The sequence below is a fragment of the Pseudolactococcus plantarum genome, assembly GCF_002441715.1.
GTDB lineage: Bacteria > Bacillota > Bacilli > Lactobacillales > Streptococcaceae > Pseudolactococcus > Pseudolactococcus plantarum.
Genome location: NZ_JXJX01000004.1, coordinates 1 through 24643, shown reverse-complemented (window position 1 = coordinate 24643; position 24643 = coordinate 1). Strand labels below are relative to the sequence as shown.

Sequence of the window (24643 nt, the reverse complement as noted above, 5' to 3'; positions counted from 1 at the left end):
AACTGATGTGTGTTTTGCTTATCATTTGATTGCAGTGTAGCTATCTAAGGTAAGTCCTGATTTATCTTTGAGAATCAGCCAAGAGTTAGTACCAGCAAAATATAGAAAATGACCGACTTCATTCACAGATTTTAGGTGAATATCAGCTGTTGTAATAAACGCTTCGTTAATACTAGCGCTATGCTCTTGCCGTAATGTCATCGCAAATTTTTGAGAAAAGCCGATTGTACCATCTTTATTTAACGGTATATCTGCTTTTAATTTTGCTCCTTTTTTGATGAGTACATCGTTACGTTTTAGCCAATAAATTTCAGCAGTAGCGCCTTCATACGCAACAAAAAATGGGATGTCAATCAGTGATTTTGAGAATCGATGCTGAGTTTTAGATGCTTTATCACCTCGTCTTGTAGTAGTGAAACTATAGCCAAGTTTATCTAAAAAAGGTGTAATTTTACTGATATAGCTTTGTGTTAAAGTATCTTGTGCTTCACTTATTGATCCAGAGAGAAGCTGTTTGTCAAATTCAGACGGATCAATAGTTTCAGGCAAATGAAAGATTAACACGCGATCAGCCTGTTTTTCCCCAGCTACCAGTACATTCCCCTTAAAGTAGAGCGGTACTAGTTGCGCTAGTGGGTCAAAATCATCTGATAGCTCTCTAATTTCTAGAGATCCCAAATTATCTGGAAAAGTAAGGGTGAGTCTGTTATGATTAAAAGATATCTGCATTATTTGATTACGTCAACGCCACCTAAGTAAGGGCGAAGTACTTCTGGTATCGTAACAGAGCCATCTGCATTTTGATAATTTTCAAGAATAGCAGCAACTGTTCGACCAATAGCTAAACCAGATCCGTTTAGTGTATGCAGGAGTTGTGTTTTACCTGCGTCATTTCGGTAACGAATTTGTGCACGACGTGCTTGGAAATCTTCAGTATTTGAACAGCTTGAAATTTCACGATACGTATTTTGAGCTGGAATCCATACTTCTAAATCATATGTTTTTGCAGCTGAGAAGCCCATATCTCCAGTAGATAAAGCAACAACACGATAAGCTAATCCAAGTTTTTCAAGGATATTACCAGCATCAGCTACCATTTTTTCAAGTTCTTGGTATGAGTTTTCAGGTTTTGAGAACTTGACCATTTCTACTTTATGGAATTGATGTAGACGGATAAGACCTCGGGTATCACGACCAGCAGAGCCAGCTTCAGAACGAAAAGAAGGACTCATTGCAGTGAAATAGATTGGTAACTCATTACCATCTATAATTTCATCACGATAGTAGTTAGTTAAAGGTACTTCGGCAGTTGGAATCAGCACATAGTCACTGTCAGCTAACTCAAAAGTGTCCTCTTTAAATTTAGGATATTGGCCAGTACCATACATAGAGTCATGATTCACCATATAAGGTGTGATCATTTCTGTATATCCTTCTTTAGCATGCTCATCCAACATGAAGTTATAAAGCGCACGTTCTAAGCGAGCACCCAATCCTTTGTAGAATAAAAAGCGTGACCCTGTGACTTTAGCACCGCGTTCCCAATCTAAGATGCCTAACTTTTCACCTAAATCCCAGTGAGCTTGAGGCTCAAAATCAAATGTTGGTACGGTACCAACACGTTTCACTTCGACATTATCATCTTCGTCTGCACCTACAGGTACATCGTCGGCTGGGATATTTGGCAAAAGTTCAATGATCTCAGTGACTCTGGTATCAAAAAGAGATAATTCAGCATCAAGGGCTTTAATGTTGCTAGATACTTCTTGCATTTTAGTAATTGCTGCGCTAGCATCTTCTTTTTGTCTTTTTGCAAGACCGATTGCTTCTGACGCTTCATTACGTTGTTTTTTAAGGTCTTCAGTTTCGATGATTAAGGCACGTCTTTTAGCATCCAAATCTTTTAATTCATAAAGTTTATCGGCTGAAATACCTCTAGTTTTTAATTTTGCCTCAACGTGGTCAAAATCGGTGCGAATTTGTTTGATATCTAACATATAATCCTCCAAAAAAATACCGTCAAAGTAGTAGTAGGGCGCATGATGCACGGTTCCACCTACTTTACCTGACGGTATCTCAATTATTTTTTACAAAAGTTAAACACGGTAGAATTTCAGACTAATTAAAGGATTGCTTACAACACCCGCAATCTTTCTAGACAGTAACTAGTCTTACTTATCCGTTAACTTAATTATAGCAAGGTGTTTAATAATAATCAACCTTTTCTTTTGCTAAATAGATTTAATAGTTTGTCTATGACAGTTGGCAGTTTAACGACTTTATCATTACCTATTTCTTGTCGGACTAATTTTAGAATTGTCCCTGAACATTTTGACGAGAATCTTAGGTGATTATAGCGTTTGCTACGACCTTGTGGTTTTAAGACGATGACAATTTGTCGACCTATTTTATGATCTCTAGTGATGATCCCTTCGACATGGTCGATCGTATCCCAAGGAATTTGGATAGCATCTTCAACATTTGCCTCGTTGAAGAATTCAAAGGCTTTGTCGCCAACCAACACGTTACCATAGATACTGCCAAGACCAACGTATGCGATAGCAGGAAATGCTTGAGACGTTTTTGTATTTAGTGATTGTACCATGAATTTATTATACCAATTTTCTAAGAAAAAAGCCTGTCAAAACGACAAGCTTTTTTTAGCGTTGCTTAACTTACATAACGTGTAAGACGTGCATCACAACACCAAAGATGAACAATCCAAGGATGATGATAATTGGAGAAACTTTTTTCTTAAGTAACCACATGCAAAGGAAAGTTAATAGTAAGCCAGCTAGACCAGGAATCAAGCCATCTAAGTTATTTTGTAAAGTTGTGACTTTTTCAGGTGTTTGAGAAAGTCCTGCACCTACTTGAGCAAAGGCTTCTTGAATACCTTTAGTACCGCTAGAGAGTTTATCCCATTCGATATAAGCACCTTGAGATAATTTTACTCTAGACACTTCTAGTACAAATTTGATAGATACCCAACGTTCAACTAAAACGGCTAGGATAAACATCCCAAGGATAGAAGCACCTTTGGTAATATCTTGAAGCACACCACCTGATAAGTCTTTAGTGATAGAAGAACCAGCTTTGTAACCAAATTCTTGTGAATACCAGATGAATGACCAACGAATGGCGTTCCAAAGTACAAAGAATAGAATTGGTCCAACAATGTTACCAGTCAAAGCAAGAGAAGCACCAATGGCACCAAGGATAGGACGGACTGTAAACCAGAATACTGGATCACCGATACCGGCAAGAGGTCCCATCATACCAATCTTCACACCTTGAATAGCTACGTCATCGATAGGTGCACCATTCGCGCGTTCTTCTTCAAGAGCAAGGGTAACACCAAGAATTGGGCTGGCAACATATGGATGTGTATTAAAGAACTCCATGTGACGTGTTAATGCAGCAGCACGATCTTCTTTAGTTGTATATAATTTTTTAATAGCTGGGATTAAAGAGAAAGCCCAACCTAAGTTTTGCATCCGTTCATAGTTCCAAGAACCTTGGAGGAAAGTAGAACGCCAAGCAACGGCTAAACGGTCATTTTTTGAAAGTTTAATTTTTTCACTCATAATAGTCTTGTCGTCCTTTCTAGTACTCATTTAAGATATCGCCGATTGGATCTTTACTGCCAGCATTACCGCCAGATCCGTTACCGTTGCCACCCATTTTAGAAAGATTGATGTAGATGAGGGCAAGTGATACACCGATTGCACCAAGTGCGATAAGTGTTAAGTTAGTTACCGCAGCAAGTGCGAAACCGATAGCGAAGAAAGGCCATACTTCACGTGAAGCCATCATGTTGATAACAAGGGCATAACCTACGGCAACTACCATACCACCACCGATAGCCATACCATCTGTTAGCCATGCTGGCATCGCATTAAGTGCGTCTTGTACTGATTGAGTAGGAACCAAGATCAAGGCTAGTGCAGGAATCACGATACGGATACCTTGTAAGAAAAGTGCGATAAAGTGGAAAAGTTCAAGTCCGGCAAAGTTACCTTTTTGAGCTTCAGCATCCGCACCATGAACAAGACCAACTGAGATTGTACGAACGATCATTGTTAGGAAAAGTCCAGCAACTGAAAGTGGGATTGCTGTAGAAAATGCTACAGTAATTCCTTTTGTATCAAAGTTACCTGATTGGACCATGATAATCGCAGCAGCGACACCAGCAAGTGCAGCATCAGGTGCAACAGCTGCACCGATGTTTGCCCAACCAAGCGCCATCATTTGAATTGTACCACCAAGAATAATACCAGCTGTGAGATGACCAGTTACAAGACCGATCAACGTACATGAAATGATAGGCTGATGAAGTTGAAATTGGTCCAAGATGCCTTCAAGTCCTGCAAAGAAAGCAATGATGAGAACCAAAATAATAGATATAATTGACATATATAGTTCCTTTCGCTATTTATTTAACGTTAGCTTTTTTGATCAAGTCGAACAAATTAGCTTTTGAGTCATTTGGTACTTTACGCACATCAAATGTCACACCAAGATCACGAAGCTTTTCAAAAGTTTCGACATCTTTTTTATCCATAGACAATACTTTGTTGACCATTGTTTTACCAGTTGAATGTGCCATAGACCCCACATTAAGTGTTGTAATTGGTACACCAGCTTCAACGACTGTCAATACATCTTCTGGATTTTCAAATAAAAGTAGTGCATGTGTGTTACCAAAGCGTGGATCTTTAGCAACCTCAATCATTTTAGCAAGTGGAATAACATTTGCTTTAACACCATTTGGTGCTGCTTGACCGATCAATTGCTTACGCATATCATCTTTAGCAACTGCATCTGATACAACGATGATGCGGTCGGCTTTAGAGTCTGGTGTCCAAGCTGTTGCAACTTGACCATGTAACAAACGAGTGTCAACACGTGCAAGATTAATTTTAATCTTGCCATCTCCGATAACTGTGCCTTCTGGAATAGCAGATGATAAAGTTGGTGCAGCAACTCCACTAGCAACTGTTTCCTCTGGTTGAAGCGTTTCAGGCAAGACTTTAATGCCATCTTTTGCTTCTTTCATGATGTTTGCAACAACCTTGTCTACACCAGCAGCTGCATCCATCATCCGTTCTGTGTAAGCTTGAATTAACATCGGTAAATTCAAACCAGTGATGATTGCGATTTTTCTGTCAGGGTTCTCACCTATGACAGCACTTGCTTGGTTGAATGGTGAACCACTCCACAAATCAGCAAGCACCAAAATCTCATCATCAGCATCAAATGTAGCGATTGCAGCGTCAAGTTTGGCGCGCAAATCATCAGGACCTTCGCTGGGCATAAAAGTGACAGTTTGCACTTTTTCTTGCTCACCGAAAATCATTGAGCCTGATTGGTGGATGCCTTCAGCAAATTCGCCATGGCTCGCAATTACGATTCCGATACTCAAATTGAGTTCCTCCTTATAAAATAGTAAGAATAATTATTACACTCTCATTGTACACCTTTATGAATAATAAAACAACTAAAAACTAAAACGATTTCAGAAAGCGTTTACTAATTTTATTTTTAACAAAACTATTAATACTCTTATTCTTAGCTATTTTACGAATAATGTTATAAAATATAACTATAACTAATACATAAAATATAGTTATAGTTACCATAAGGAAGGCATTAAAAAAAACTATGAGGATTCAGCAATTAAAGTATATTATTAAAATCGTTGAGACAGGTTCAATGAATGAAGCATCTAAACATCTATTTGTGACACAACCCTCTCTATCAAATGCAGTGCGGGAACTAGAAGAAGAGATGAATATAAAAATTTTCACACGATCTACTCGTGGGATAACTTTAACGTCAGATGGTGCAGAATTTCTTTCTTATGCAAGACAAATAGTAGAACAAACTGAACTATTAGAAGAAAGATACAAATATAACCGAGAAAAAAAGGAATTATTTGCTGTTTCAGCACAGCATTATGCCTTTGTAGTCGAAAGTTTTGCTCGGATTTTACATGAAAGTGATATGAGGAATTATGAACTCATTTTACGTGAGACAAGGACACATGAGGTAGTGGGTGATGTTCGAGATTTTCGATCGGAGATTGGTGTTTTATATTTAAATGATTTTAATCGAGATGTGTTAACAAAACTGATCGCAGATAGTAATCTTGAGTTTACTTCACTATTTAAGACTGCCCCACATGTGTTTGTTTCCAAACGTCATCCCTTAGCAGAAAAGAAATCCGTGACACTTGAGGAAATGGCAGAATATCCTTATTTAAGTTATGAACAAGGGGAGCGCAACTCATTCTTTTTCTCTGAAGAAATTTTATCAACAGCCAGACATGATAAATCAATCGTTGTCTCAGATCGAGCGACATTATTTAATCTTTTAATCGGTCTTGATGGCTACACGATATCAACTGGTGTGTTAAACAGTGATTTAAATGGCGATGATATTGTTAGTGTCTTGTTAGATATTGATGAGACAATTGAAATTGGCTATATTATTCATAAAAAAGGACTATTATCTGATCTTGGTCAGCGTTTTTTAACAGAACTTAAAGAAAAAGTAAAAAAATGAGGTCAATATTCATTAATTATGAAATTAAAACGTTATTTAAATGTTAAAATAACGAGATTAATGATGTTAAAACAAGGAAAACTATATTATTATGGTTTATTTTAGAAAATATGATAAAATTAAGATATAATACATTAGAAGAATAGAGGTAATTTAGCTGTGATTAAAGTATTTGGAAAGTTGAGATATCATTGGCAGCCCGAGTTATCTTTTACAATGATCTACTGGTGCCTTTCGGTTACCCCAATTTTCATCAGTCTAGCACTTTTATATGAAAATACTAGTATTTCAACCTCATCTTTTGTACTATTTATTATTTTTGTCTTATTAGTATGGATAGGATTTCAACGTTATTTTGAAATTTCTGAAGATGAAGACATGCTCTTTTCAAGAGGTCTTGTACCTGGTTATGCGGGTAAAACAGTCATTTCTACTATTTCAAAAATTCAAGTCAGTAAGCGTGCTATTATTATTTTTAGTGACAAATCGCCTAAAGGAAAAATCTTTTATATGAGAAAATGGCCCAAAAAATATTTTGTGGATAGTCTAGTTAAAAATGATTATTTCAAAGGGGAACTAGAGCTGATTGGTAAGACGGATCATTACTTTAATACTTACCAAGATGACAAAAAAAAATAAGCTTAACATGTTTTAAGTATTGTAAGCTCCCTGTACGAAATGCACTAAAGTCAAAAATGCCTGCTTTGAAGGCAGGCATTAAGTGCTAATTTTGATTGCATGTGTTGGGCATTCTTTCTCAGCTTGCATAAAGCTAGAATCTGCTGGTATAGTTAAGCGTGTCTCATCATTATTAAAGCAAACTAAACCATCTATATCATAGTCGAAAGCTTCGTTATAGGTGCGACAAAGACCACATGCGATACAACGTTCGGGAAAAATTTCAATTATCATACTATTAGTATAACAGAGAAAGGACATCATGGCTAAAAAAAACGAACCCTGGAATAACGAAATATATGGGGCCATGCAAGAATCAAGAGAAGAGCTACCAAAAAAACGTAAAGATAAAAAAAATGAAGCATCAACCAGCTTTTTGACATTTTTAGTGATTTTATTAGTTGTGATTATTGGCGGTATTGTGACGATCATCATTTGGAACAATCGCTTGGTTGATAATACAAAGATATCATCTAGCTTTTATACCAGTAAATCGTCTGCTTCTGACTCACAAGCATCAAGTAGTGTAGCTAGCTCATCTAGTACACCACCGTCATCTTCATCTTCATCTGAAACGCAACCGTCTAGTTCTGCTGCCCAAGGAGATACGACGACAGTTTTAGCTGGTGAAGGGATTTATTCTATAGCAGCGAGAACTGGTGTTCCAGCAGAAACCATTGCGGCAGCCAACGGTAAAACTGTATCAAGTTGGTATGCAAATCCGGGAGATGTCATAAAATTAAAATGAATTTAAAAGAGATTAGAATTGCGATCGATGGACCAGCCTCTAGTGGTAAATCAACAGTCGCTAAAATTATTGCTAAAGATTTTGGTATCATCTATCTTGATACTGGTGCAATGTATCGTGTGGCTACTTATGTTTCACTATGTAATAATTTAGGAACAGATAGTACGAAAATTATTAACTTGCTAAAAGAGAATCCGATCTCATTTGGCAGTTCCAAAGAAGGTCAATTGGTATATTGTGGTGAAGTAGATGTAACACATGCCATTCGACAAAATGATGTAACAAATGCAGTCTCTAAGATTTCAGCTATTCCTGAAATCCGTTCCTACTTAGTGGATGTACAACGTGATATTGCCAGTCATGGTGGTATCGTGATGGATGGTCGAGATATTGGGACTGTTGTGTTACCTGATGCAGAACTAAAGATTTTTCTTGTCGCATCAGTTGATGAGCGTGCAGATAGACGATACAAAGAGAACTTATCACGCGGTATAACAACAGACCTTGACCTATTGAAATTTGAAATTTCTGAGAGAGATCGTAAAGATTCAACTCGCGAAGTTAGTCCACTAAAACAAGCAGATGATGCGATTCTTTTGGATACTACTGGCATAGGAATTTCAGAAGTTGTCGAAATAATTGAAAATTATGCTAAAGAACTGTGATTTTGTCCAGTTTTTTTTTACTTTTTGTAATAATTCTGTTAAAATGTAGAAATGGACCCACGAATAAAATTAAGAATAGAATATCTACGTGCAAATCTTAAATATTTAAATGATGCAGAATTAGAAGAGTATAACCGGTTGACAGGACAGCGATTAGTTCGACAAGATCGTAATAGTCAGCAAAATCATACGCCTTATCAAAACACAACTCGAGATAACTATTATGCTCAGTCACAAAGACATGATGGCCAAAGTTACGATCAGTATAATAATCAAGCGACTGATGGACTAAATAGTCAACAATCTTTTAAACAACCTAAGAAACCTAAGACAAAAAAGAAACGCAAAAAAGTAAGTTTGTTCAAAAAAATACGACGTCTTTTATTGTTGTTGATTATTCTAATGATTGGCTTTTTCATCTATGGCTATCATCATGGTAAGAGTAAAAAGCCTGAGGGCTTGAAGACTGAGAAATTTTCTGGTCAAAAGGCTGCATCTGGTGCAACTAACATTCTCATATTAGGGACAGACCAACGTGATTTTCAAAATACTGGTGATGCACGAAGTGACTCGATCATGGTCATGCAAATCAACAGTAAGGACCATAAGATAAAATTGGTCAGCTTTATGCGTGATACCTTGGTATACCAACCAGGTGTTAGTCAGTATGGTGCAGATACTAAAATAAACGTTGCGTATAACATTGGTGAGCAAGATCATAATCAAGGTGCTGAATATATGCGAGAAGTATTGAAAAAGAATTTTAATATTGATATTCAGTATTATGCCTTAGTCAACTTTAATAGTTTTGCGACGGTTATAGACTCCCTATATCCATTTGGTGTGAAAATTGATGCTCAGTTTTCAACGATAGATCAGCAAAAAGTTGATTCAGTCAAAGTACCTGACGATTTAAATTGGACACCCCAAAAGCAAGACCCTGTCCAAGTGATTAAAACTGGTGTTCAAAAAATGGATGGTAGAACCTTACTGAATTATGCACGGTTCAGAAAAGATGATGAAGGTGATTTCGGGCGAACTAAGCGCCAACAGCAAGTCATGAAAGCAATTATGTCTGGTGTTAAAAATCCGTTAACATTGTTTACAGGCAGCTCAGCCTTAGGCACGATAAGAGGTGTAACCTCTACAGATGTCAGCAATCTATTCATGCTGACCCATGCACCTAGGATTCTCTTTGATGCTAGTAAGGGAATTGAAAGTTATACAGTACCTGAAAATGGTGATTGGACTGATCAAATGGACCAATATGGCGGTGCTGGTTTACTAATAGATTTTGATAAATATAATGCTAAATTAAAAGATTTATTGGGTTAAAGCTAGATGTAAAAACTGATTTGATATTCAAATCAGTTTTTTTTTCTTGAAAATTTCTCAAATAACCTTGATAAGAAATATAAAAAAATGGTAAAATTAGCATTAATGTTAAAAAGAGCGTATATTAGAAAACGAGTCAAACAAAATACAGTGTTTGTTATTAGCACTAGATAGGTGAAGCATATGGTATCCATAAAAGAAATCGCAAAATATACTGGTGCTAGTCCAACGACAGTATCTAATGTCATCCATGGTAGAACTAATAAAGTCTCAAAAGAAAAATTTAAACAAATTCAAGCAGCACTAGAAAAGTTCAATTATAGTGAACAAATGGCAGGTCGTATCCTTGCTAATAATGGCTCACGTATTATTGGTTTTATTATACAAGATAATGTTGGCTTAGAAAGTAGAGAATTTTCTAATCCTTATATTGGTGAATTAACACAGGCGATTGAATATTATGTGCGTCAACGAGGCTATTATCTGATTTATCACCGTTCTAAATCTTTTGATGAGAGCTTAAGAGTGATGCAATCATGGCAGATGGAAGGTGTTGTTTTATCTGGTGTGCAACCTAATGAATTGGTTGCTTGGCATCAATATCTGAATACGCCTGCTGTATTTTTAGATGCATTTGAAGATCAAGCATCAGATATGAGAGGTAAAATAAAAAATGTAGGGTTAGATGATCGTGCTGAAGCAAAAAAAATGACGGAATTTTTGATTGATGCTGGACATAGCGACATCGCATTTTTATCACGTGGGACTGTTAACAGTTGGCAAGGTGTAGATGCCATCAGGCGAGACGGTGTAATAGCAGCCTTAAAACAACATCATTTACCTATTGAGACGGCTATCATCGGCTTACCAGTTTTTATGACTGAGTTTGATGAGTGGTTAGTACAGTTTATCAAACAAAAATTCAATGGTAAATCTGCACTTTTCTTTTCATCAGATTTACTAGCATCCTACGCTTTATCTCGCATTCAAAGTGCAGGTGTTCGGATTCCAGATGATATTTCTGTCGTTGGGTTCGATGGTAATATTCTGAGTCAAGTATCTTTTCCAAAATTGACAACTATTTTTCAAGATTTAAATCTAAAAGCTGATCAGGCGATTAACTTGTTATTTAAACAAATTAATCAAGAAGAAATACTTGAGAATAACATACTGATTGAAGGAAAATTGTTGGAAAGAGACAGTGTTAAATACAACTAGTAATGGTATTTAATATATTAATTAATGAAAACGCTTGCAATAACAAAAGAGATATGCTAATATTAGTTTAGTGCTACGGAACACCTAATTGAGTATAGCGATGTTAGCCTAACATGGCTGATCCATTTAACGCAACGTACTTAAGTTAATCTCTTTTATTTTTTGATAATTAGTGTTACGAAACACCTAGCTATTGTTTATTGATGATTACTAAAATTTTACTTGAAAAAGGAGAAATTCAAGATGGCAAATTTTAAGACAAAAATGATTTCAGGCATGATGTTGGGAGCTGCAGTTCTCGCTCTCGCTGCTTGTGGTAAAAGTGATGAGAAGGCTACAACAACTAAAGATGGCCGAACAATTATCACATTAGGTCGTCAGACAGCCGCTGATCCAAAGTTACCTAAAGGCGATACCTATGAAAATAATGCGTACACACGTGCTGTTGATAAAAAGTTCCATGTCAAATTAAAAGATAAATTTCAAGCAGCTGACGGGGCCGGATATAGTCGTCAAGTTTCACTTGCTATCGCATCAGGTGATATGCCAGATATGATGGTTGTCTCTCGGGATGAGATGAAAGAATTGTACGAAAATGACCTAATTGAAGATTTAACATCTGTCTATAATAAAGATGCAAGTAGTCATATCAAATCTGCTTATGAATCTTATAAAAATCGACCAATTCAAGATGGCACATTTGATAAAAAAATCATGGGTCTGCCGGCCACTGCGGGAGATTTAGGACCATCACTATTCTGGGTTCGTGATGATTGGGCACAAAAACTTGGCATTAAACTTGACCAGGATGGCAATGGTGCCATTACGATCAATGAATTACATGATTTAGCTAAAGCATTTGCTGACAAAAATCCTGGTGGAACAGCTAAAAATACAGCGCTTGCGATTGCACCATCTATCATTTCAGGTAGTTATGGTAGCTCAGGCTACTCAGCAATGGGTATTGGAGATGCATTAGGCTCTCATCCAGGTTTCTGGATTAAAGGATCTGATGGCAAAATTGTGAATGGGACGGTGACAAAAGAAACTAAGGATACATTATCATTACTAAATAGTTGGTATAAAGAAGGAATCTTAGATAAACAGTTCGGTACAAGAACATGGGATGATATCTCTGCAATGATGGTTAACGGTGAAACTGGTATTGTCTCTGGCCCATGGCATATTCCAGATTGGCAATTATTCCAAGCTAAAGAAAAAAATAAAGAGGTTAGCTTTAAAGGCTACGCATTAGAAAATGCACAAGGTAAGGTCGAAACCGTTCAAAATAATCCTACTGGTAATTTTGTTGTTGTGCGTAAAGGATTCAAAAAACCAGAACTAGCTATGAAAATCATCAACTTCCTTTATGATGAAACACGTAACGATGCGCAAACGATAAAAGATTATCCTGAAATTGCAAAATATCGTGAAACAGCTGTTGATGGGTCAACCCGTCCATTCAATATTGAAATTAATCCATCAACTGAACTTTTAGACACTGTATCAGATGCCAAAGCAGTACTTGATGGTCAAAAATCTGAAAATGATGTGAAATATCCAGATACACGTATTCTCATCAAAACACTTAGAGGGTATCTTGCAAATCCAGCAGCAGCTAAAGCACCAGATTGGGCAACTTACACATCACGGATTTATGGTGTCAATGACGTATTAGTTAAAGTACGTAATGAGGGTCTACTTACAGAAATCGAATCACCTTACTTTGGTACAACAAAAACACTTGAAGAAAAAGGTGCTGATATGGATAAACTTCGTGAAGAAACATTCATGAAGATGGTGACAGGTGCTAAACCACTTTCTGATTTTGACAAATTTGTGACGCAATGGAATAAACAAGGAGGTACTGCAGTAACACAAGAAGTGCAAAAAGAAGTGGATAAGAAATAATTAGTCTGATTATTAGATTGGAGGAAAAATGGCTACACAAAAGAATATGCAGATAAATACTAGCCAAGCACCAAAAAAAAGAGATAAATCTACGCGAGAACGCAAAAATCAGTTGATATTTCATTTGATGATGATACCTGGGATCTTATTTCTAATTATCTTTACCTATGTCCCTATGGTTGGGATCATCATGGCGTTTCAAAATTATATTCCTGCAAAAGGGTTAATGGGCTCTGCATGGGTTGGGTTTACGCATTTTCAACGGTTATTTTCACTCCCAGATATTGGCCTATTGTTTAGGAATACAATCGTTATAGCGCTTGGTAAAATTATTATTGGAACATTTCTCTCTATAGTATTTGCCATCTTGCTTAATGAGATTAGAGTCATGTTCCTCAAAAAATCAGTGCAGACAATTGTATATCTTCCCCATTTTCTGTCATGGGTTGTATTATCTGCAGTTGTGTTGAATATGTTTAATCTAGATGGCTCTATTACACAAATTTTAAATGCTATCGGGCTTAAAAATTTGAATTTTCTAGGATCAAATAAACTGTTCCAACCTTTACTAATCGGAACGGATGTATGGAAAGAATTTGGGTATAGTTCAGTTGTCTATTTAGCAGCGATTACCTCAATAGATCCTGGTTTGTATGAAGCCGCTTCTATAGATGGTGCGACTTGGTTTAAAAAAGTCTGGCATGTCACACTACCTGGCATGATGACAATCATTTTGTTACTTGCCATCATGAATTTACCTAACATCTTAAATGCTGGGTTTGATCAAGTCTACAATCTTTATTCACCTATGGTTTATGAGTCTGGTGATATCTTAGATACCTATGTATATCGTGTCGGCTTGATCGGACGTCAATATTCATTTGGTACAGCTGTCGGTCTATTTAAAGCACTTATCGGTGCAGTCTTGATGATTGGTGCTAATGAAATTGCGGGCCGTTTTACAGACCGCAAAATGTTTTAGAGTAGGAGGAGAACATGAAAGAAAAATTAAATGCGCGAATCGTCATCATCTATCTTATCGTAATTGCGCTTGGCTTGGTATGTCTCTTACCACTATGGAATATTGTTGCGATTTCACTATCTGGCTCGGCTGCAGTAGCGGGAAATAAAGTTGGTTTACTGCCTGTAGATTTAACTTTTGGTGCATATGAAAAAATTATGGGAGATAGCCAATTTTGGAGATCATTTGGGATTTCAGTTTTACGGGTAGTGTTGACACTGGCCTTAAACTTAGTCTTGATTGTGCTAATGGCGTATCCTTTAGCAAAAAGTAAACGTGTCTTTAGAGGCCGTACCCTTTATATGAATTTGATGATCTTTGCCATGTTATTTAATGGTGGAATGATCCCAACTTACTTGGTTGTTAAACAATTAGGCTTACTTAATACCATATGGGCATTAATCTTACCCGGTGCTGTGCCAATCTTCTCTGTCATCTTAGTGATGAATTTCTTCAGAGGTATTCCAAAAGCCTTAGAAGAAGCGGCGATTATCGATGGGGCAACACCCTTACAAGTTTTATTTCAAGTATTTATCCCGATTTCATTACCCTCTCTTGCCACAGTATCTCTGTTTTCAATCGTAGGGACATGGAATGATTTTATGGGAGGCTTGATCTATATTACAAAAGCAAAAGATTACCCACTCATGACATATATCCAAGCTTTAAATGTTAATATCGCAGATGCTATTAAAAATAATGCGTCAGCAGAACAGATCGCCAATCTAGCTCAACTTTCAGATAAAAATCTGAACGCAGCAAAAATTATGGTAGCGATTATCCCACTATTGATGATTTATCCATTGTTACAAAAATATTTTGTGACAGGGATGGTAGTAGGCTCAGTAAAAGAATAAACCCAATAGCGAATTACGAATGAAAGGAGTAGGCTATGACTAATCTGTTTTCCTACGATGGTGTCGTTTATAAAACAGGAACAAAATTGTTCCAGCTTTTAGTATTAAATGTCCTGTACTTGATCACTTGTTTACCACTACTAACGATTGGTGCAGCAAATACAGCACTCGCTTGTGCAACTATGAAAATGATTGAAGGAAAAGAAGGTAATGTCGCTGTAGACTACCTAAGATCTTTCAAAAGTAATTTTAAAATGGCAACTTACTTCAATTTCATATTTGGTGTCATTAATGGCTTAATCTTACTCAACTATTTGTTTGCAGGGACTGTCACACCACTGTTAAGAGGATTCGTCTATGCTGCTCTAGGACTAGCTGGCATCATCAGTATCATTGGGATGACATTTATCTATCCTTATATAGCACGTTTTGACGATGATATGCTAACAACCACTAAAAATACTGGTTTACTCATTTTAAAACATGGCCGCCTATCATTTTTGATCTTGATGATAGCAGTGATTCCTGTAGTCGTAGCCTGTTTATCACCACTCTTAATGGTATTTGCGATTTATATCTCAGCTTTTATCGGATTTTCGTTAACTACCTACCTCAGAAGTTTGCTGCTATTGTCAATCTATAAACACTATTAACGGTTTGACTGTGAGATAATCATGTTAAAACGCTTTGAATACACCTATTTTCAGCCTAGAAAGAGAGAATTATTAATATGACATTTGAAAAAAAATGGTGGCAAACAGTCGTTGCTTACCAAATCTACCCACGCAGCTACCAAGATAGTAATGGGGATGGGATAGGTGATATTAAGGGGATTACCAGTCGACTTGATTATTTAGCAAAACTTGGCATCAACGCAATTTGGTTAAGTCCTGTCTACGCTAGTCCTATGGATGATAATGGCTATGATATCTCTGATTATGAAGCAATCGCTGAAGTTTTTGGTGATATGACTGCTATGGATGAATTATTAGCTCAAGCAAATCAGCGCGGTATCAAAATTATCATGGATTTGGTTGTGAATCATACCTCAGACGAACATCCCTGGTTTGTGGAAGCTAAAAAATCTAAAGATAACGCATATAGAGAGTACTATGTTTGGCGTGATCAACCAAATGACTTAACGTCAACTTTTTCAGGATCAGCTTGGCAGTTAGATGAAGCAAGTGGCCAATACTACTTACATTTGTTTTCTAAAAAACAACCTGATTTGAATTGGGAAAATGAAAAAGTACGTCATGCGATTTATGATATGATGAATTTCTGGATTGATAAAGGTGTTGGCGGCTTTCGGATGGATGTGATTGACTTGATCGGTAAACTACCTGATCAAGAAATCACAGCTAATGGGCCAAAACTTCATGAGTATCTTCGGGAAATGAATCAAGCAACCTTTGGTGATAAAGACTTGCTGACTGTTGGGGAAACGTGGGGAGCAACACCTGAGATTGCTAAATTATACTCCGCACCAGAACGTCAAGAGCTATCTATGGTATTTCAGTTTGAACATGTCGGATTATCACATAAACCCGAAGATCCAAAGTGGGATGTTATCGCATTAGATAAAACAAAGTTTAAATCAGTTATTTCAAAATGGCAGCTTGATTTAGCTGTTGGAGAGGGATGGAACTCAATTTTCTGGAATAATCATGATTTACCACGTGCTTTATCGATTTGGGGGAATGATACGCTATATCGTGTACAAAGTGCCAAAGCAATGGCGATTTTATTTCATTTGATGCGTGGGACGCCTTTCATTTATCAGGGTGAAGAGATTGGTATGACAAACTATCCGTTTGAAACAATTGATCAGATAAAAGATATTGAGTCACTAAATATGTATCAAGAGCGGATAGCACTGGGCTATAAACCTGAAGCTATTATGGCAAGTATTCGCGCGATTGGTCGCGATAATGCACGCACACCGATGCAATGGGATACAAGCCATGCAGCAGGGTTTACAATAGGGACACCTTGGTTAGCGGTAAACGATAATTATGAAGCTATTAATGTGGCAGATGCGCTTGATGATCCAAATTCAATTTTTTACACCTATCAAAAACTAATTAGCTTGCGCAAAGCACATGAGTGGATTGTATACGGTGATTATGAGTTACTAGAGACAAGTGAAAATGTCTTTGCATACCTTAGAAAATATGCAGGGGAAACCTATCTAGTTGTCGTTAATTTTTCTGATGAACATGAGGAATTTAGCTCAGAATTTGTAAAATCAAGTGAGATTATTGCAAATGTTGCGTTTCCAGAAACGCTTACTCATGTCAAATTAGCACCTTGGGACGCCTTTGTCGTAGGTGTTTCATAACTATAGAAACCGAGTAATCGGTTTTTATTTTACCAAATTAGCTATTATGGCTACACGCTGCTTTAAGGTATAACGACTTTATTTATGGTTACCTTAAGTCTTTTGTTATAAAATAGTGTAAAATAAGAATCAAGAAACCAGTTGGTCGTGTTTAAGTTCATATAAAGGAAGACGAGACAATGATAAAAATTTTATTAGTAGAAGATGATTTATCCCTATCTAATTCAGTTTATGATTTTTTAGAGAATTTTGCGGATGTTGTCCAAGTATTCGATGGTGATGAAGGCTTATATGAGGCAGAGATGAATATCTATGATATTATTTTATTAGATCTCATGTTACCTGAAAAAAATGGCTTTGAAGTGCTTTCAGAATTAAGAGAAAAGGGCAATAAAACGCCCGTTTTAATTATGACAGCTAAAGAAAGTATCGATGATAAAATTCATGGCTTTAATATTGGTGCAGACGATTATCTGACAAAACCATTTTATTTAGATGAATTGAAAGCTAGAATTCAAGTATTATTGAAACGATATGGTAAAATTGAAGATACATCGTTGATAAAATATGATGATACATTAGTTGTGAATACAGCTAATAATGCTGTGTTACTGTCAGGAGAACCTGTTGAAATACTGGGAAAAGAGTTTGATCTTTTGCTTTATTTTTTACAAAACCGAAATGTGATCCTACCTAAGGAACAAATTTTTGATCGTATTTGGGGGTTTGATAGTGATACGACAATTACAGTAGTAGAAGTTTATATGTCGAAATTACGTAAGAAATTAAAGGGAAGTCAGTTTGCTGATAACTTGTCTACATTAAGGAATGTGGGATATATTTTAAGATAAGGATTAATAGTAGGTGAAAAATCTGATAAATTGGCTAAAACAATGCAAACTTAAACTTAGAGTTTATTTTAGGTTTAATCTAAAGCATTTTTTTTATTTTGGACTTGTCTTTACGATCATATTTGCAACCTTAACCTTGATTATTTTGCAAACTTTAACAATGGGTATCTATAAGACTACAGATGAAAAAATTGATCGGTTAACCAATGATCATATCAGTCTTGTCAGTCTAGCTTACCGTGGTAATACTGATAGTTCCATACAATATCAACAAAATGACACACCAGATGGTGGCTTATCAGAGACAGTACAAGTATCACCCAATCAGACTGTTATTTTGTACGATAAGAACGGTACTGTTTTGAATCCTAGTTCAGATATACCATCTGCTACCATAGCAGCTGATCTTAAATTTACAACTAAAAATATATCAAAAATTGAGACGGTTTCTATCCGTGCTAATTCTGGTGAAACACTACTGTATCGAACAATAATTGTGAAAGCTAATTTTGATAAACATATCAAGACAAATATTGGATATATTCGCTTACTTGTTAATGTGAATCAACTATCTGAAAGTCTTTCACGGAGTCAGGTGATTATCATCACGACCATGGTTAGCTTTTGGCTGATCTCGTTATTTGCCAGTATCTATCTATCAAACTGGTATCAAAGACCAATTATTGATGCCTATGAAAAACAGAAAAATTTTGTAGAAAATGCTAGTCATGAGTTGAGAACACCTTTGGCCATTTTACAAAATAGATTAGAATTGCTATTTCAGCGACCAACAGCAACGATAATAGATGAGAGCGAAAATATCTCACAAAGTTTGACAGAAGTGCGTAATATGAGGATTCTGACCAGTAATTTACTAAATTTAGCCAAACGAGACGGGGGACTTAAGGTAGAATTTAGTGAAGTAGATGCTAGCTATTTTGAAAAGATTTTTAAGAATTATGAGTTACTCGCTGAAAATTCACAACGGCATTTTTCAAGTACAGTGACTGTTAAAGGGCCTATCAAAATAGATGAGAGTCTGATAAGACAGGTATTGACTATCTTGTTTGATAATGCCATTAAATATTCAGAGCCAAATAGCAAGATTAAGATCCAAGTTGATAAACAAGGCCAGATGCTAACCATCAAAACCTTAGATGAAGGATTTGGTATTGCTGATGCTGATAAGAGAAAGATTTTTGATCGCTTTTATCGTGTTGATAAAGCACGTACTAGACAAAAAGGTGGGTTTGGTTTAGGGCTATCATTAGCCAAACAAATTATTGATGCTTGTGGTGGTAGGATAGAGGTGCAAGATAACCAACCTCAGGGGACGGTATTCATAATCAAATTAAAAGTTTGAGTAACCTAAACTTGATAAAAGTAAAAAAGAGGGAGTGTGTCTGGTGTTTAAAAAAATTGTGAAACAGATACTTATTGCACCAGTGAGAGTCTATCAGATCGCGATTTCACCTTTGTTACCTGGTGCTTGTCGCTATCATCCTACTTGTTCTAATTATATGATTACAGCTATCCAAAAACATGGTGTCCTTGGTGTGATGATGGGAACTGCTCGTATTTTAAGGTGCAATCCATTCGTTAAAGGTGGTATAGACTACGTGCCAGATCATTTTTCTTTAAAAAGAAATCCTGTTAATCCTTATAATGAAAAACTTAAACATGAGGATAGATAAGATTATTTTGCGATAAATGGCAGTAACTCATTAAGGTATCTAAGACACGAAAACATTTTGATTAATTGATCTCTGAGCGATTGGCACAGGGATTTTTTTTGACCAATAAATCATAAGTTTTATACCGATAAAAATTGTATTTTTTTGTTATAATTTGTTTAGCTATTTTTATATTTTTTCTTATTATTTGAAAAAATATTTAGTGAAAAAACGTTATAATAGCGATTATAAGTCTAGTTTATGAGTAATTATTCAGGAGGATAAAACATGTTTTTAGCATTGAATGAAATTCGGCATTCAAAATTAAGGTATGCACTTGTGATAGGTGTGACATTTTTGATTGCCTACTTAGTATTTTTCTTATCAGGCCTTGCCTATGGCTTAGCTCAACAATATCAACTAGCTGTTAATAAATGGGATGCAACAGATATCTTATTATCTGATAAGGCAAATGATACACTTGCTATGTCGATGATTGATCTTGATGCGATTAATCAAGTTAATGCTAAAGATAAAGCGGTCTTAGCCCAAACACCCGGTATTATTCTAAATGTCAAAAAAACAGATGATAAACAAAATGTCAGTTTCTTTGGGATTAAAAAAGATGAGTTCTTAAAGCCTAATATCACAGAAGGTAAACTATTTTCTAAAACTGGGGAAGTTGTTGCTGATAATAGTTTAAAAACGCGTTATCACTATAAACTTGGCGATAAAGTTAAGTTAGCGACAAATGATCAGGAATTAACTATCGTTGGCTTTACTGATAATGCAAAATTCAGTGTGTCTCCTGTTTTATATTCGTCATTAAATACCTTTAAAATGATTCGTTATGGTAAAAGTGCCAGTCAACAAACACTAACAGTTAATGCGATTGTGACAAAAGGTAAGCTGACTGATAAGCCTGCTGGTTTAAAGAAATTATCAATTCCAGAATTTATTAATGTGCAACCCGGCTATCATGCACAAGTTTTAACTTTTAGCTTTATGATTGGCTTTCTTGTGGTGATTGCAGCGGTTGTCATTGGTATTTTTATCTATGTATTGACGATGCAAAAAATAGCTATTTTTGGTGTTATGAAAGCACAAGGCATCTCAAGTAGCTATATCGCAAAATCTGTTATCGCACAAACTATTCTGCTTTCTGCTGGTGGTGTCATCGCTGGTTTAATCTTGACTTTACTATCTTCTTTAGCGCTGCCAGACGCTGTCCCATTCCAAAATAATCCTATGTTTCTAGCAGGTATCGGGATTTTGATTATTTTAGTGGCAATCTTAGGGGCATTATTCTCAGTCCGCTCGATTGTTAAAATTGATCCTTTGAAAGCAATAGGATAGGAGGTAGAAATAATGAATGCAATTGAACTAAAAAATGTCACTAAATATTTTAAAGATGGTGATGACAAAATAGAAGCATTGAAGGAAACTAACTTTTCTGTCGAAAAAGGTGAGTTCGTGGCGATTATCGGGCCATCTGGATCAGGTAAAAGTACACTACTAACCATCGCTGGTGGCTTACAAAGTCCCTCAGAAGGAGAAGTGCTGGTTAATGGCACGAGTTTTAGTGGTAAAAAAGAGAAAGCGCGCGCTAAATTACGATTTGAAGAGATAGGTTTTATTTTACAAGCTTCAAACCTAGTCCCATTTTTAACAGTTAAAAAACAGCTACAGTTAGTTGATAAAATTACCAAAAGTAAAGCGTCTAAAAAAGGCACTGAACTCCTTGAACAGTTAGGTGTCGATACACTAGTGAATAAATATCCTGACGAATTATCAGGAGGGGAAAGACAACGTGTCGCGATTGTGCGTGCTTTATATAATGATCCGACAATTATCTTAGCAGACGAGCCAACAGCGAGCCTTGATACTGATAAAGCTTTCGAGGTTGTTAAAATATTAGCTAAAGAAACAAAAGAAAAAAATAAAGCGACAATCATGGTCACACATGATTTACGTCTGGTGAAATACTGTGATAAAGTCTATATGATGGAAGATGGTCAACTGACTGAAAAGCAGGTTGATTAGGATTAGGTGTTTGTATCAGATGTGGTAGATAGTGTTTAGCCATATAAATGAAAAAAAATGATAAGCATCGGCTTATCATTTTTTGTTTTGTGTTAAAGGTATAAAAAAGGCACTTACTGTTTTGACAAGTAAGTGCTATGATAAAGGCGGATAAAGTGCCATTATGATTTTTCCTTTTTAGATAATTGATTTTAAATTAGCTATTGCTTCTTCAAGTGTTACGCCTGAAGCAAAAATGGTATTATCTTCACTTAAATAAGCCTGAAATCTGTCTTGTACAGTATCCAGAGATACGCTATATTTAAAGTCTTCGTTTGTATATGTGAATGTCATCGTTTACATTCCCCTTTCTTAAATCTCGACGAAAGGATACTATAACGAAGATAACGAAATTCTATATTGATTCTATCACAGTCTAGACAAAAGGTCAAGTTTTAAAATTAGATAGGTTATCATTTTCATTTTTCTCTAGATAGGATTATAATAGTATTAGAAGGTGAGGTATCATAATGAGAGAACAATACAAAAATGTACTAGTCGCAGTAGATGGATCAGATCAAGCTTATCATGCAGTTCAAGAAGCAATCGAAATCGTTAAAAGAAACGATGGTAAGTTATGGGTATTAACTGTGAAAGAGACAAATCGTTATTATGATACGCTAGATATGTCGGTAGTTGGCACAACTGAACTAGACAAGATGGGTAGTGATATCCTTGCAAAAGTGAAAGAACTAGTGAATGGACAAGTTGAACTTGATGCAACAGATCTTTATGATAATAATGCTAAACGTAAAATTGTCCAGTACGCAGCAGATAATGGGATTGATTTAATCGTTATCGGCTCGACTGGTACAGGCATGATCGATAAACTCTTTATCGGCTCAACAACACAATACGTGGTGAATCACGCACCATGTAATGTGATGGTTATTAAATAAAAGTAGATAGTTTAAAAAAGTGACAATCGTTTGTTACTAATTATGAAAAATCCCCAACGTTTTATAGCGTTAGGGATTTTTTTGACCTCATCTAGAGTTACTTGTTACTTAAGTACTACAGTAGCTTAGGAGATGGTAAAGTTCCTTAAATCAGGCATCTTTTATCGTTTTAAATGAGTTCAAACTAGCTAATTGTTGTGCTTGTGCATCAAAATTGCTAGGGTGTAACCATTTTTGGAACATAGCTTTTATTGCCGGCCATTCTTGATCTATAATAGAAAAGAACTGACTATCTCTAGACCTGTTTTTATAGACGACAGCATTTCTAAGACACCCTTCATAAGTAAAGCCTAACCTGATTGCTGCATGATAAGAGGGTTGATTGAAACGATCACATTTCCATTGGTATCTTCTGTAAGCTAAGTGCTCAAAACTATATTGCATCACCAAAAATTGTGCTTCAGTTGCGATACGATGCTGTTTGAGTTTATCAGAATAGATAACCCATCCCATTTCTAACGCTCTATTAGCAGTGTCGATATTTAGTAAAGCAAACAACCCTAATGCCTTTCCAGTTTCTTTATCCATAATGGCTAGATAATAAGGATCGTTTGAAGTTTCTAAAGTTTTGATATAGGCGGTATAGTCGCTAAAGTTCTGGAAAGGGTTAATCGGTAGATAAGTAAAATCTTTGTCATTAGCTTCTGGTCCCAAGACCGCATATAAATCTTCTCCATGTTTAGCTAGTGATAGTTTTTCAACCCTAGCATAAGTTCCGATTAATTGGTCAATTTCAGGTAACTCACCAGCATGATAGTCGACTAAGTGATCGCCTATAGGTTGTTGATATTGATTTAGCATGATTCCTACCTCTATTCTCATTTTATGCTAATGCTACTTAAATAATACTACCATGCATTTTCTTACTTGTAAATGAATAGCAAAATAAAGTTGCACGTTGATGTGATCTCACTATGTTATAATGAAGCAATATGACTCGCTATCAAACATAGTCAGTTGATGACTGATCATATGAAGAGATGACGTAACTAAATGAGAATGATAAAGAGATGACGTAAGATGATAAAAAAGATAAGTCAGATGACTCATACGCAATTAGATAGACTCATGGTTATCTGGTTAAACAGTAACTCTGATGCACATGAGTTTATAGGCCAAGATTACTGGAAAAGCCATGAAGTAGAAGTGAGAGCAGCATTGCCAAATGCTGAGATATATGTCTATGAAACAGAAGATGAGATTTTGGGATTTATCGGTTTAATCGATAACTATATAGCTGGTCTATTTGTGGATAAAGCCTATAGAGGATTAGGGATAGGTCGACAGTTGTTAGCTGAAGCGAAAAAAGAAAAAGATGATCTCCAATTACAAGTCTTTGTCAAAAATACTCAGGCAGTTACGTTTTATCAGTCACAAGACTTCGCAATTTTAACGACACAACTAGACGAGAAAACTAATGAAACAGAACTCGTGATGACATGGGTCAAAAAATAACTTTATCATTAACAGACCTTCTATTTTAACGAATAGCAGGTTTTTTTATTAGCACTATTTTTTGTCATGCACTTTAAACAGAACCTGTGGCAGATAAAGATTATAGCAATTCATCATGTCAATATGAGTCTAGTCAGATATATGAGTAAATACTAGCACCATATATAATTTAATTTTATTGTAAAATTAAAAACCATATGTTATACTGTAGGCTAGATGAGAATTATGGAAATATTAGAAAAGAGACTAATGACTAAACTAAAGCATAAAAAAATAATAGGC

General features: G+C 35.9%; 27 protein-coding genes. 18 read left to right on the top strand and 9 right to left on the bottom strand.

Annotated elements, in window-relative coordinates; all coding sequences use genetic code 11:
* Positions 1-21 precede the first annotated feature (21 nt).
* The 6 genes from RU87_RS03010 to RU87_RS02985 all read right to left on the bottom strand — a co-directional run bounded on the left by RU87_RS03010 (position 22) and on the right by RU87_RS02985 (position 5425).
* Positions 22-729: a hypothetical protein gene (locus RU87_RS03010; protein ID WP_068160685.1), complete on the bottom strand. Its 708-nt coding sequence runs from the start codon at positions 727-729 to the stop codon at positions 22-24.
* On the bottom strand, positions 729-1997 hold the full coding sequence (serS, locus tag RU87_RS03005) for a serine--tRNA ligase (RefSeq protein ID WP_068160682.1): 1269 nt from the start codon (positions 1995-1997) through the stop codon (positions 729-731). The genes RU87_RS03010 and serS overlap by 1 nt, the downstream gene beginning before the upstream one ends.
* 218 nt (positions 1998-2215) lie before the next feature.
* On the bottom strand, positions 2216-2605 hold the full coding sequence (locus RU87_RS03000) for a DUF956 family protein (RefSeq protein ID WP_068160680.1): 390 nt from the start codon (positions 2603-2605) through the stop codon (positions 2216-2218).
* 70 nt (positions 2606-2675) lie between these two features.
* On the bottom strand, positions 2676-3587 hold the full coding sequence (locus tag RU87_RS02995; RefSeq protein ID WP_068160677.1) for a PTS system mannose/fructose/sorbose family transporter subunit IID: 912 nt from the start codon (positions 3585-3587) through the stop codon (positions 2676-2678).
* A 19-nt stretch (positions 3588-3606) separates the two neighbouring features.
* Positions 3607-4416 (bottom strand): PTS mannose/fructose/sorbose transporter subunit IIC, encoded by an 810-nt coding sequence (locus RU87_RS02990; protein WP_068160674.1) that lies wholly within the window; start codon positions 4414-4416, stop codon positions 3607-3609.
* 19 nt (positions 4417-4435) lie between these two features.
* Positions 4436-5425, bottom strand: a complete 990-nt coding sequence (locus tag RU87_RS02985; RefSeq protein WP_068160669.1) for a PTS sugar transporter subunit IIB — start codon at positions 5423-5425, stop codon at positions 4436-4438.
* Positions 5426-5664: 239 nt separating this feature from the next.
* On the opposite strand from RU87_RS02985, the gene RU87_RS02980 reads away from it, so the two are divergent.
* Both RU87_RS02980 and RU87_RS02975 read left to right on the top strand, forming a co-directional pair.
* Positions 5665-6567 (top strand): LysR family transcriptional regulator, encoded by a 903-nt coding sequence (locus tag RU87_RS02980; protein ID WP_068160666.1) that lies wholly within the window; start codon positions 5665-5667, stop codon positions 6565-6567.
* Positions 6568-6726: 159 nt separating this feature from the next.
* On the top strand, positions 6727-7206 hold the full coding sequence (locus tag RU87_RS02975) for an EbsA family protein (protein WP_068160662.1): 480 nt from the start codon (positions 6727-6729) through the stop codon (positions 7204-7206).
* Positions 7207-7284: 78 nt separating this feature from the next.
* Here RU87_RS02975 and RU87_RS02970 read toward each other — a convergent pair whose 3' ends face one another.
* Positions 7285-7479 carry a ferredoxin gene (locus RU87_RS02970; protein WP_082782139.1) on the bottom strand — a complete coding sequence of 65 codons (195 nt, stop codon included), beginning with the start codon at positions 7477-7479 and terminating at the stop codon, positions 7285-7287.
* 28 nt (positions 7480-7507) lie between these two features.
* Between RU87_RS02970 and RU87_RS02965 the strand changes: the two genes are divergently transcribed.
* The 14 genes from RU87_RS02965 (at position 7508) to RU87_RS02900 (ending at position 21908) form a co-directional block, all read left to right on the top strand.
* On the top strand, positions 7508-7993 hold the full coding sequence (locus RU87_RS02965; protein ID WP_068160658.1) for an SAG1386/EF1546 family surface-associated protein: 486 nt from the start codon (positions 7508-7510) through the stop codon (positions 7991-7993).
* The gene (cmk, locus tag RU87_RS02960; protein ID WP_068160654.1) at positions 7990-8658 is read left to right on the top strand and encodes a (d)CMP kinase; all 669 of its coding nucleotides are present in this window, start codon (positions 7990-7992) and stop codon (positions 8656-8658) included. Before RU87_RS02965 ends, cmk begins: the two co-directional genes overlap by 4 nt.
* A gap of 51 nt (positions 8659-8709) precedes the next feature.
* Positions 8710-9993, top strand: a complete 1284-nt coding sequence (locus tag RU87_RS02955; RefSeq protein ID WP_068160643.1) for an LCP family protein — start codon at positions 8710-8712, stop codon at positions 9991-9993.
* Positions 9994-10176: 183 nt separating this feature from the next.
* Positions 10177-11211 carry a LacI family DNA-binding transcriptional regulator gene (locus RU87_RS02950; RefSeq protein WP_068160641.1) on the top strand — a complete coding sequence of 345 codons (1035 nt, stop codon included), beginning with the start codon at positions 10177-10179 and terminating at the stop codon, positions 11209-11211.
* Between the two features lie 243 nt (positions 11212-11454).
* Positions 11455-13122, top strand: a complete 1668-nt coding sequence (locus RU87_RS02945) for a type 2 periplasmic-binding domain-containing protein (RefSeq protein WP_068160637.1) — start codon at positions 11455-11457, stop codon at positions 13120-13122.
* A gap of 46 nt (positions 13123-13168) precedes the next feature.
* Positions 13169-14104 (top strand): ABC transporter permease, encoded by a 936-nt coding sequence (locus RU87_RS02940; RefSeq protein ID WP_068161050.1) that lies wholly within the window; start codon positions 13169-13171, stop codon positions 14102-14104.
* Positions 14105-14118: 14 nt separating this feature from the next.
* Positions 14119-15000, top strand: a complete 882-nt coding sequence (locus RU87_RS02935; protein WP_068160635.1) for a carbohydrate ABC transporter permease — start codon at positions 14119-14121, stop codon at positions 14998-15000.
* 35 nt (positions 15001-15035) lie between these two features.
* Positions 15036-15653 carry a DUF624 domain-containing protein gene (locus RU87_RS02930; protein WP_068160633.1) on the top strand — a complete coding sequence of 206 codons (618 nt, stop codon included), beginning with the start codon at positions 15036-15038 and terminating at the stop codon, positions 15651-15653.
* Between the two features lie 77 nt (positions 15654-15730).
* On the top strand, positions 15731-17341 hold the full coding sequence (locus RU87_RS02925; RefSeq protein WP_068160632.1) for a glycoside hydrolase family 13 protein: 1611 nt from the start codon (positions 15731-15733) through the stop codon (positions 17339-17341).
* 179 nt (positions 17342-17520) lie between these two features.
* Positions 17521-18192, top strand: coding sequence for a response regulator transcription factor (locus RU87_RS02920; protein WP_068160631.1), 672 nt, complete (start codon positions 17521-17523; stop codon positions 18190-18192).
* A gap of 160 nt (positions 18193-18352) precedes the next feature.
* On the top strand, positions 18353-19555 hold the full coding sequence (locus tag RU87_RS02915; protein WP_082782138.1) for a sensor histidine kinase: 1203 nt from the start codon (positions 18353-18355) through the stop codon (positions 19553-19555).
* A gap of 58 nt (positions 19556-19613) precedes the next feature.
* The gene (gene yidD, locus RU87_RS02910) at positions 19614-19886 is read left to right on the top strand and encodes a membrane protein insertion efficiency factor YidD (RefSeq protein ID WP_068161042.1); all 273 of its coding nucleotides are present in this window, start codon (positions 19614-19616) and stop codon (positions 19884-19886) included.
* A 267-nt stretch (positions 19887-20153) separates the two neighbouring features.
* Positions 20154-21221, top strand: a complete 1068-nt coding sequence (locus tag RU87_RS02905) for an ABC transporter permease (RefSeq protein ID WP_068160629.1) — start codon at positions 20154-20156, stop codon at positions 21219-21221.
* A gap of 12 nt (positions 21222-21233) precedes the next feature.
* Entirely contained in the window at positions 21234-21908 is a 675-nt protein-coding gene (locus RU87_RS02900) for an ABC transporter ATP-binding protein (RefSeq protein WP_068160625.1), read from the top strand.
* Positions 21909-22085: 177 nt separating this feature from the next.
* Here the strand turns inward: RU87_RS02900 and RU87_RS02895 are convergent, their stop codons facing one another.
* On the bottom strand, positions 22086-22241 hold the full coding sequence (locus RU87_RS02895) for a hypothetical protein (RefSeq protein WP_167373823.1): 156 nt from the start codon (positions 22239-22241) through the stop codon (positions 22086-22088).
* Between the two features lie 176 nt (positions 22242-22417).
* Between RU87_RS02895 and RU87_RS02890 the strand changes: the two genes are divergently transcribed.
* Positions 22418-22846 (top strand): universal stress protein, encoded by a 429-nt coding sequence (locus RU87_RS02890; RefSeq protein WP_068160621.1) that lies wholly within the window; start codon positions 22418-22420, stop codon positions 22844-22846.
* A 150-nt stretch (positions 22847-22996) separates the two neighbouring features.
* On the opposite strand, the gene RU87_RS02885 is transcribed toward RU87_RS02890, so the two are convergent.
* Positions 22997-23707 (bottom strand): GNAT family N-acetyltransferase, encoded by a 711-nt coding sequence (locus tag RU87_RS02885; protein WP_068160618.1) that lies wholly within the window; start codon positions 23705-23707, stop codon positions 22997-22999.
* Positions 23708-23926: 219 nt separating this feature from the next.
* Here RU87_RS02885 and RU87_RS02880 point away from each other — a divergent pair, with 219 nt between their 5' ends.
* The gene (locus RU87_RS02880; protein WP_068160615.1) at positions 23927-24361 is read left to right on the top strand and encodes a GNAT family N-acetyltransferase; all 435 of its coding nucleotides are present in this window, start codon (positions 23927-23929) and stop codon (positions 24359-24361) included.
* The last annotated feature ends 282 nt before the right edge of the window (positions 24362-24643 follow it).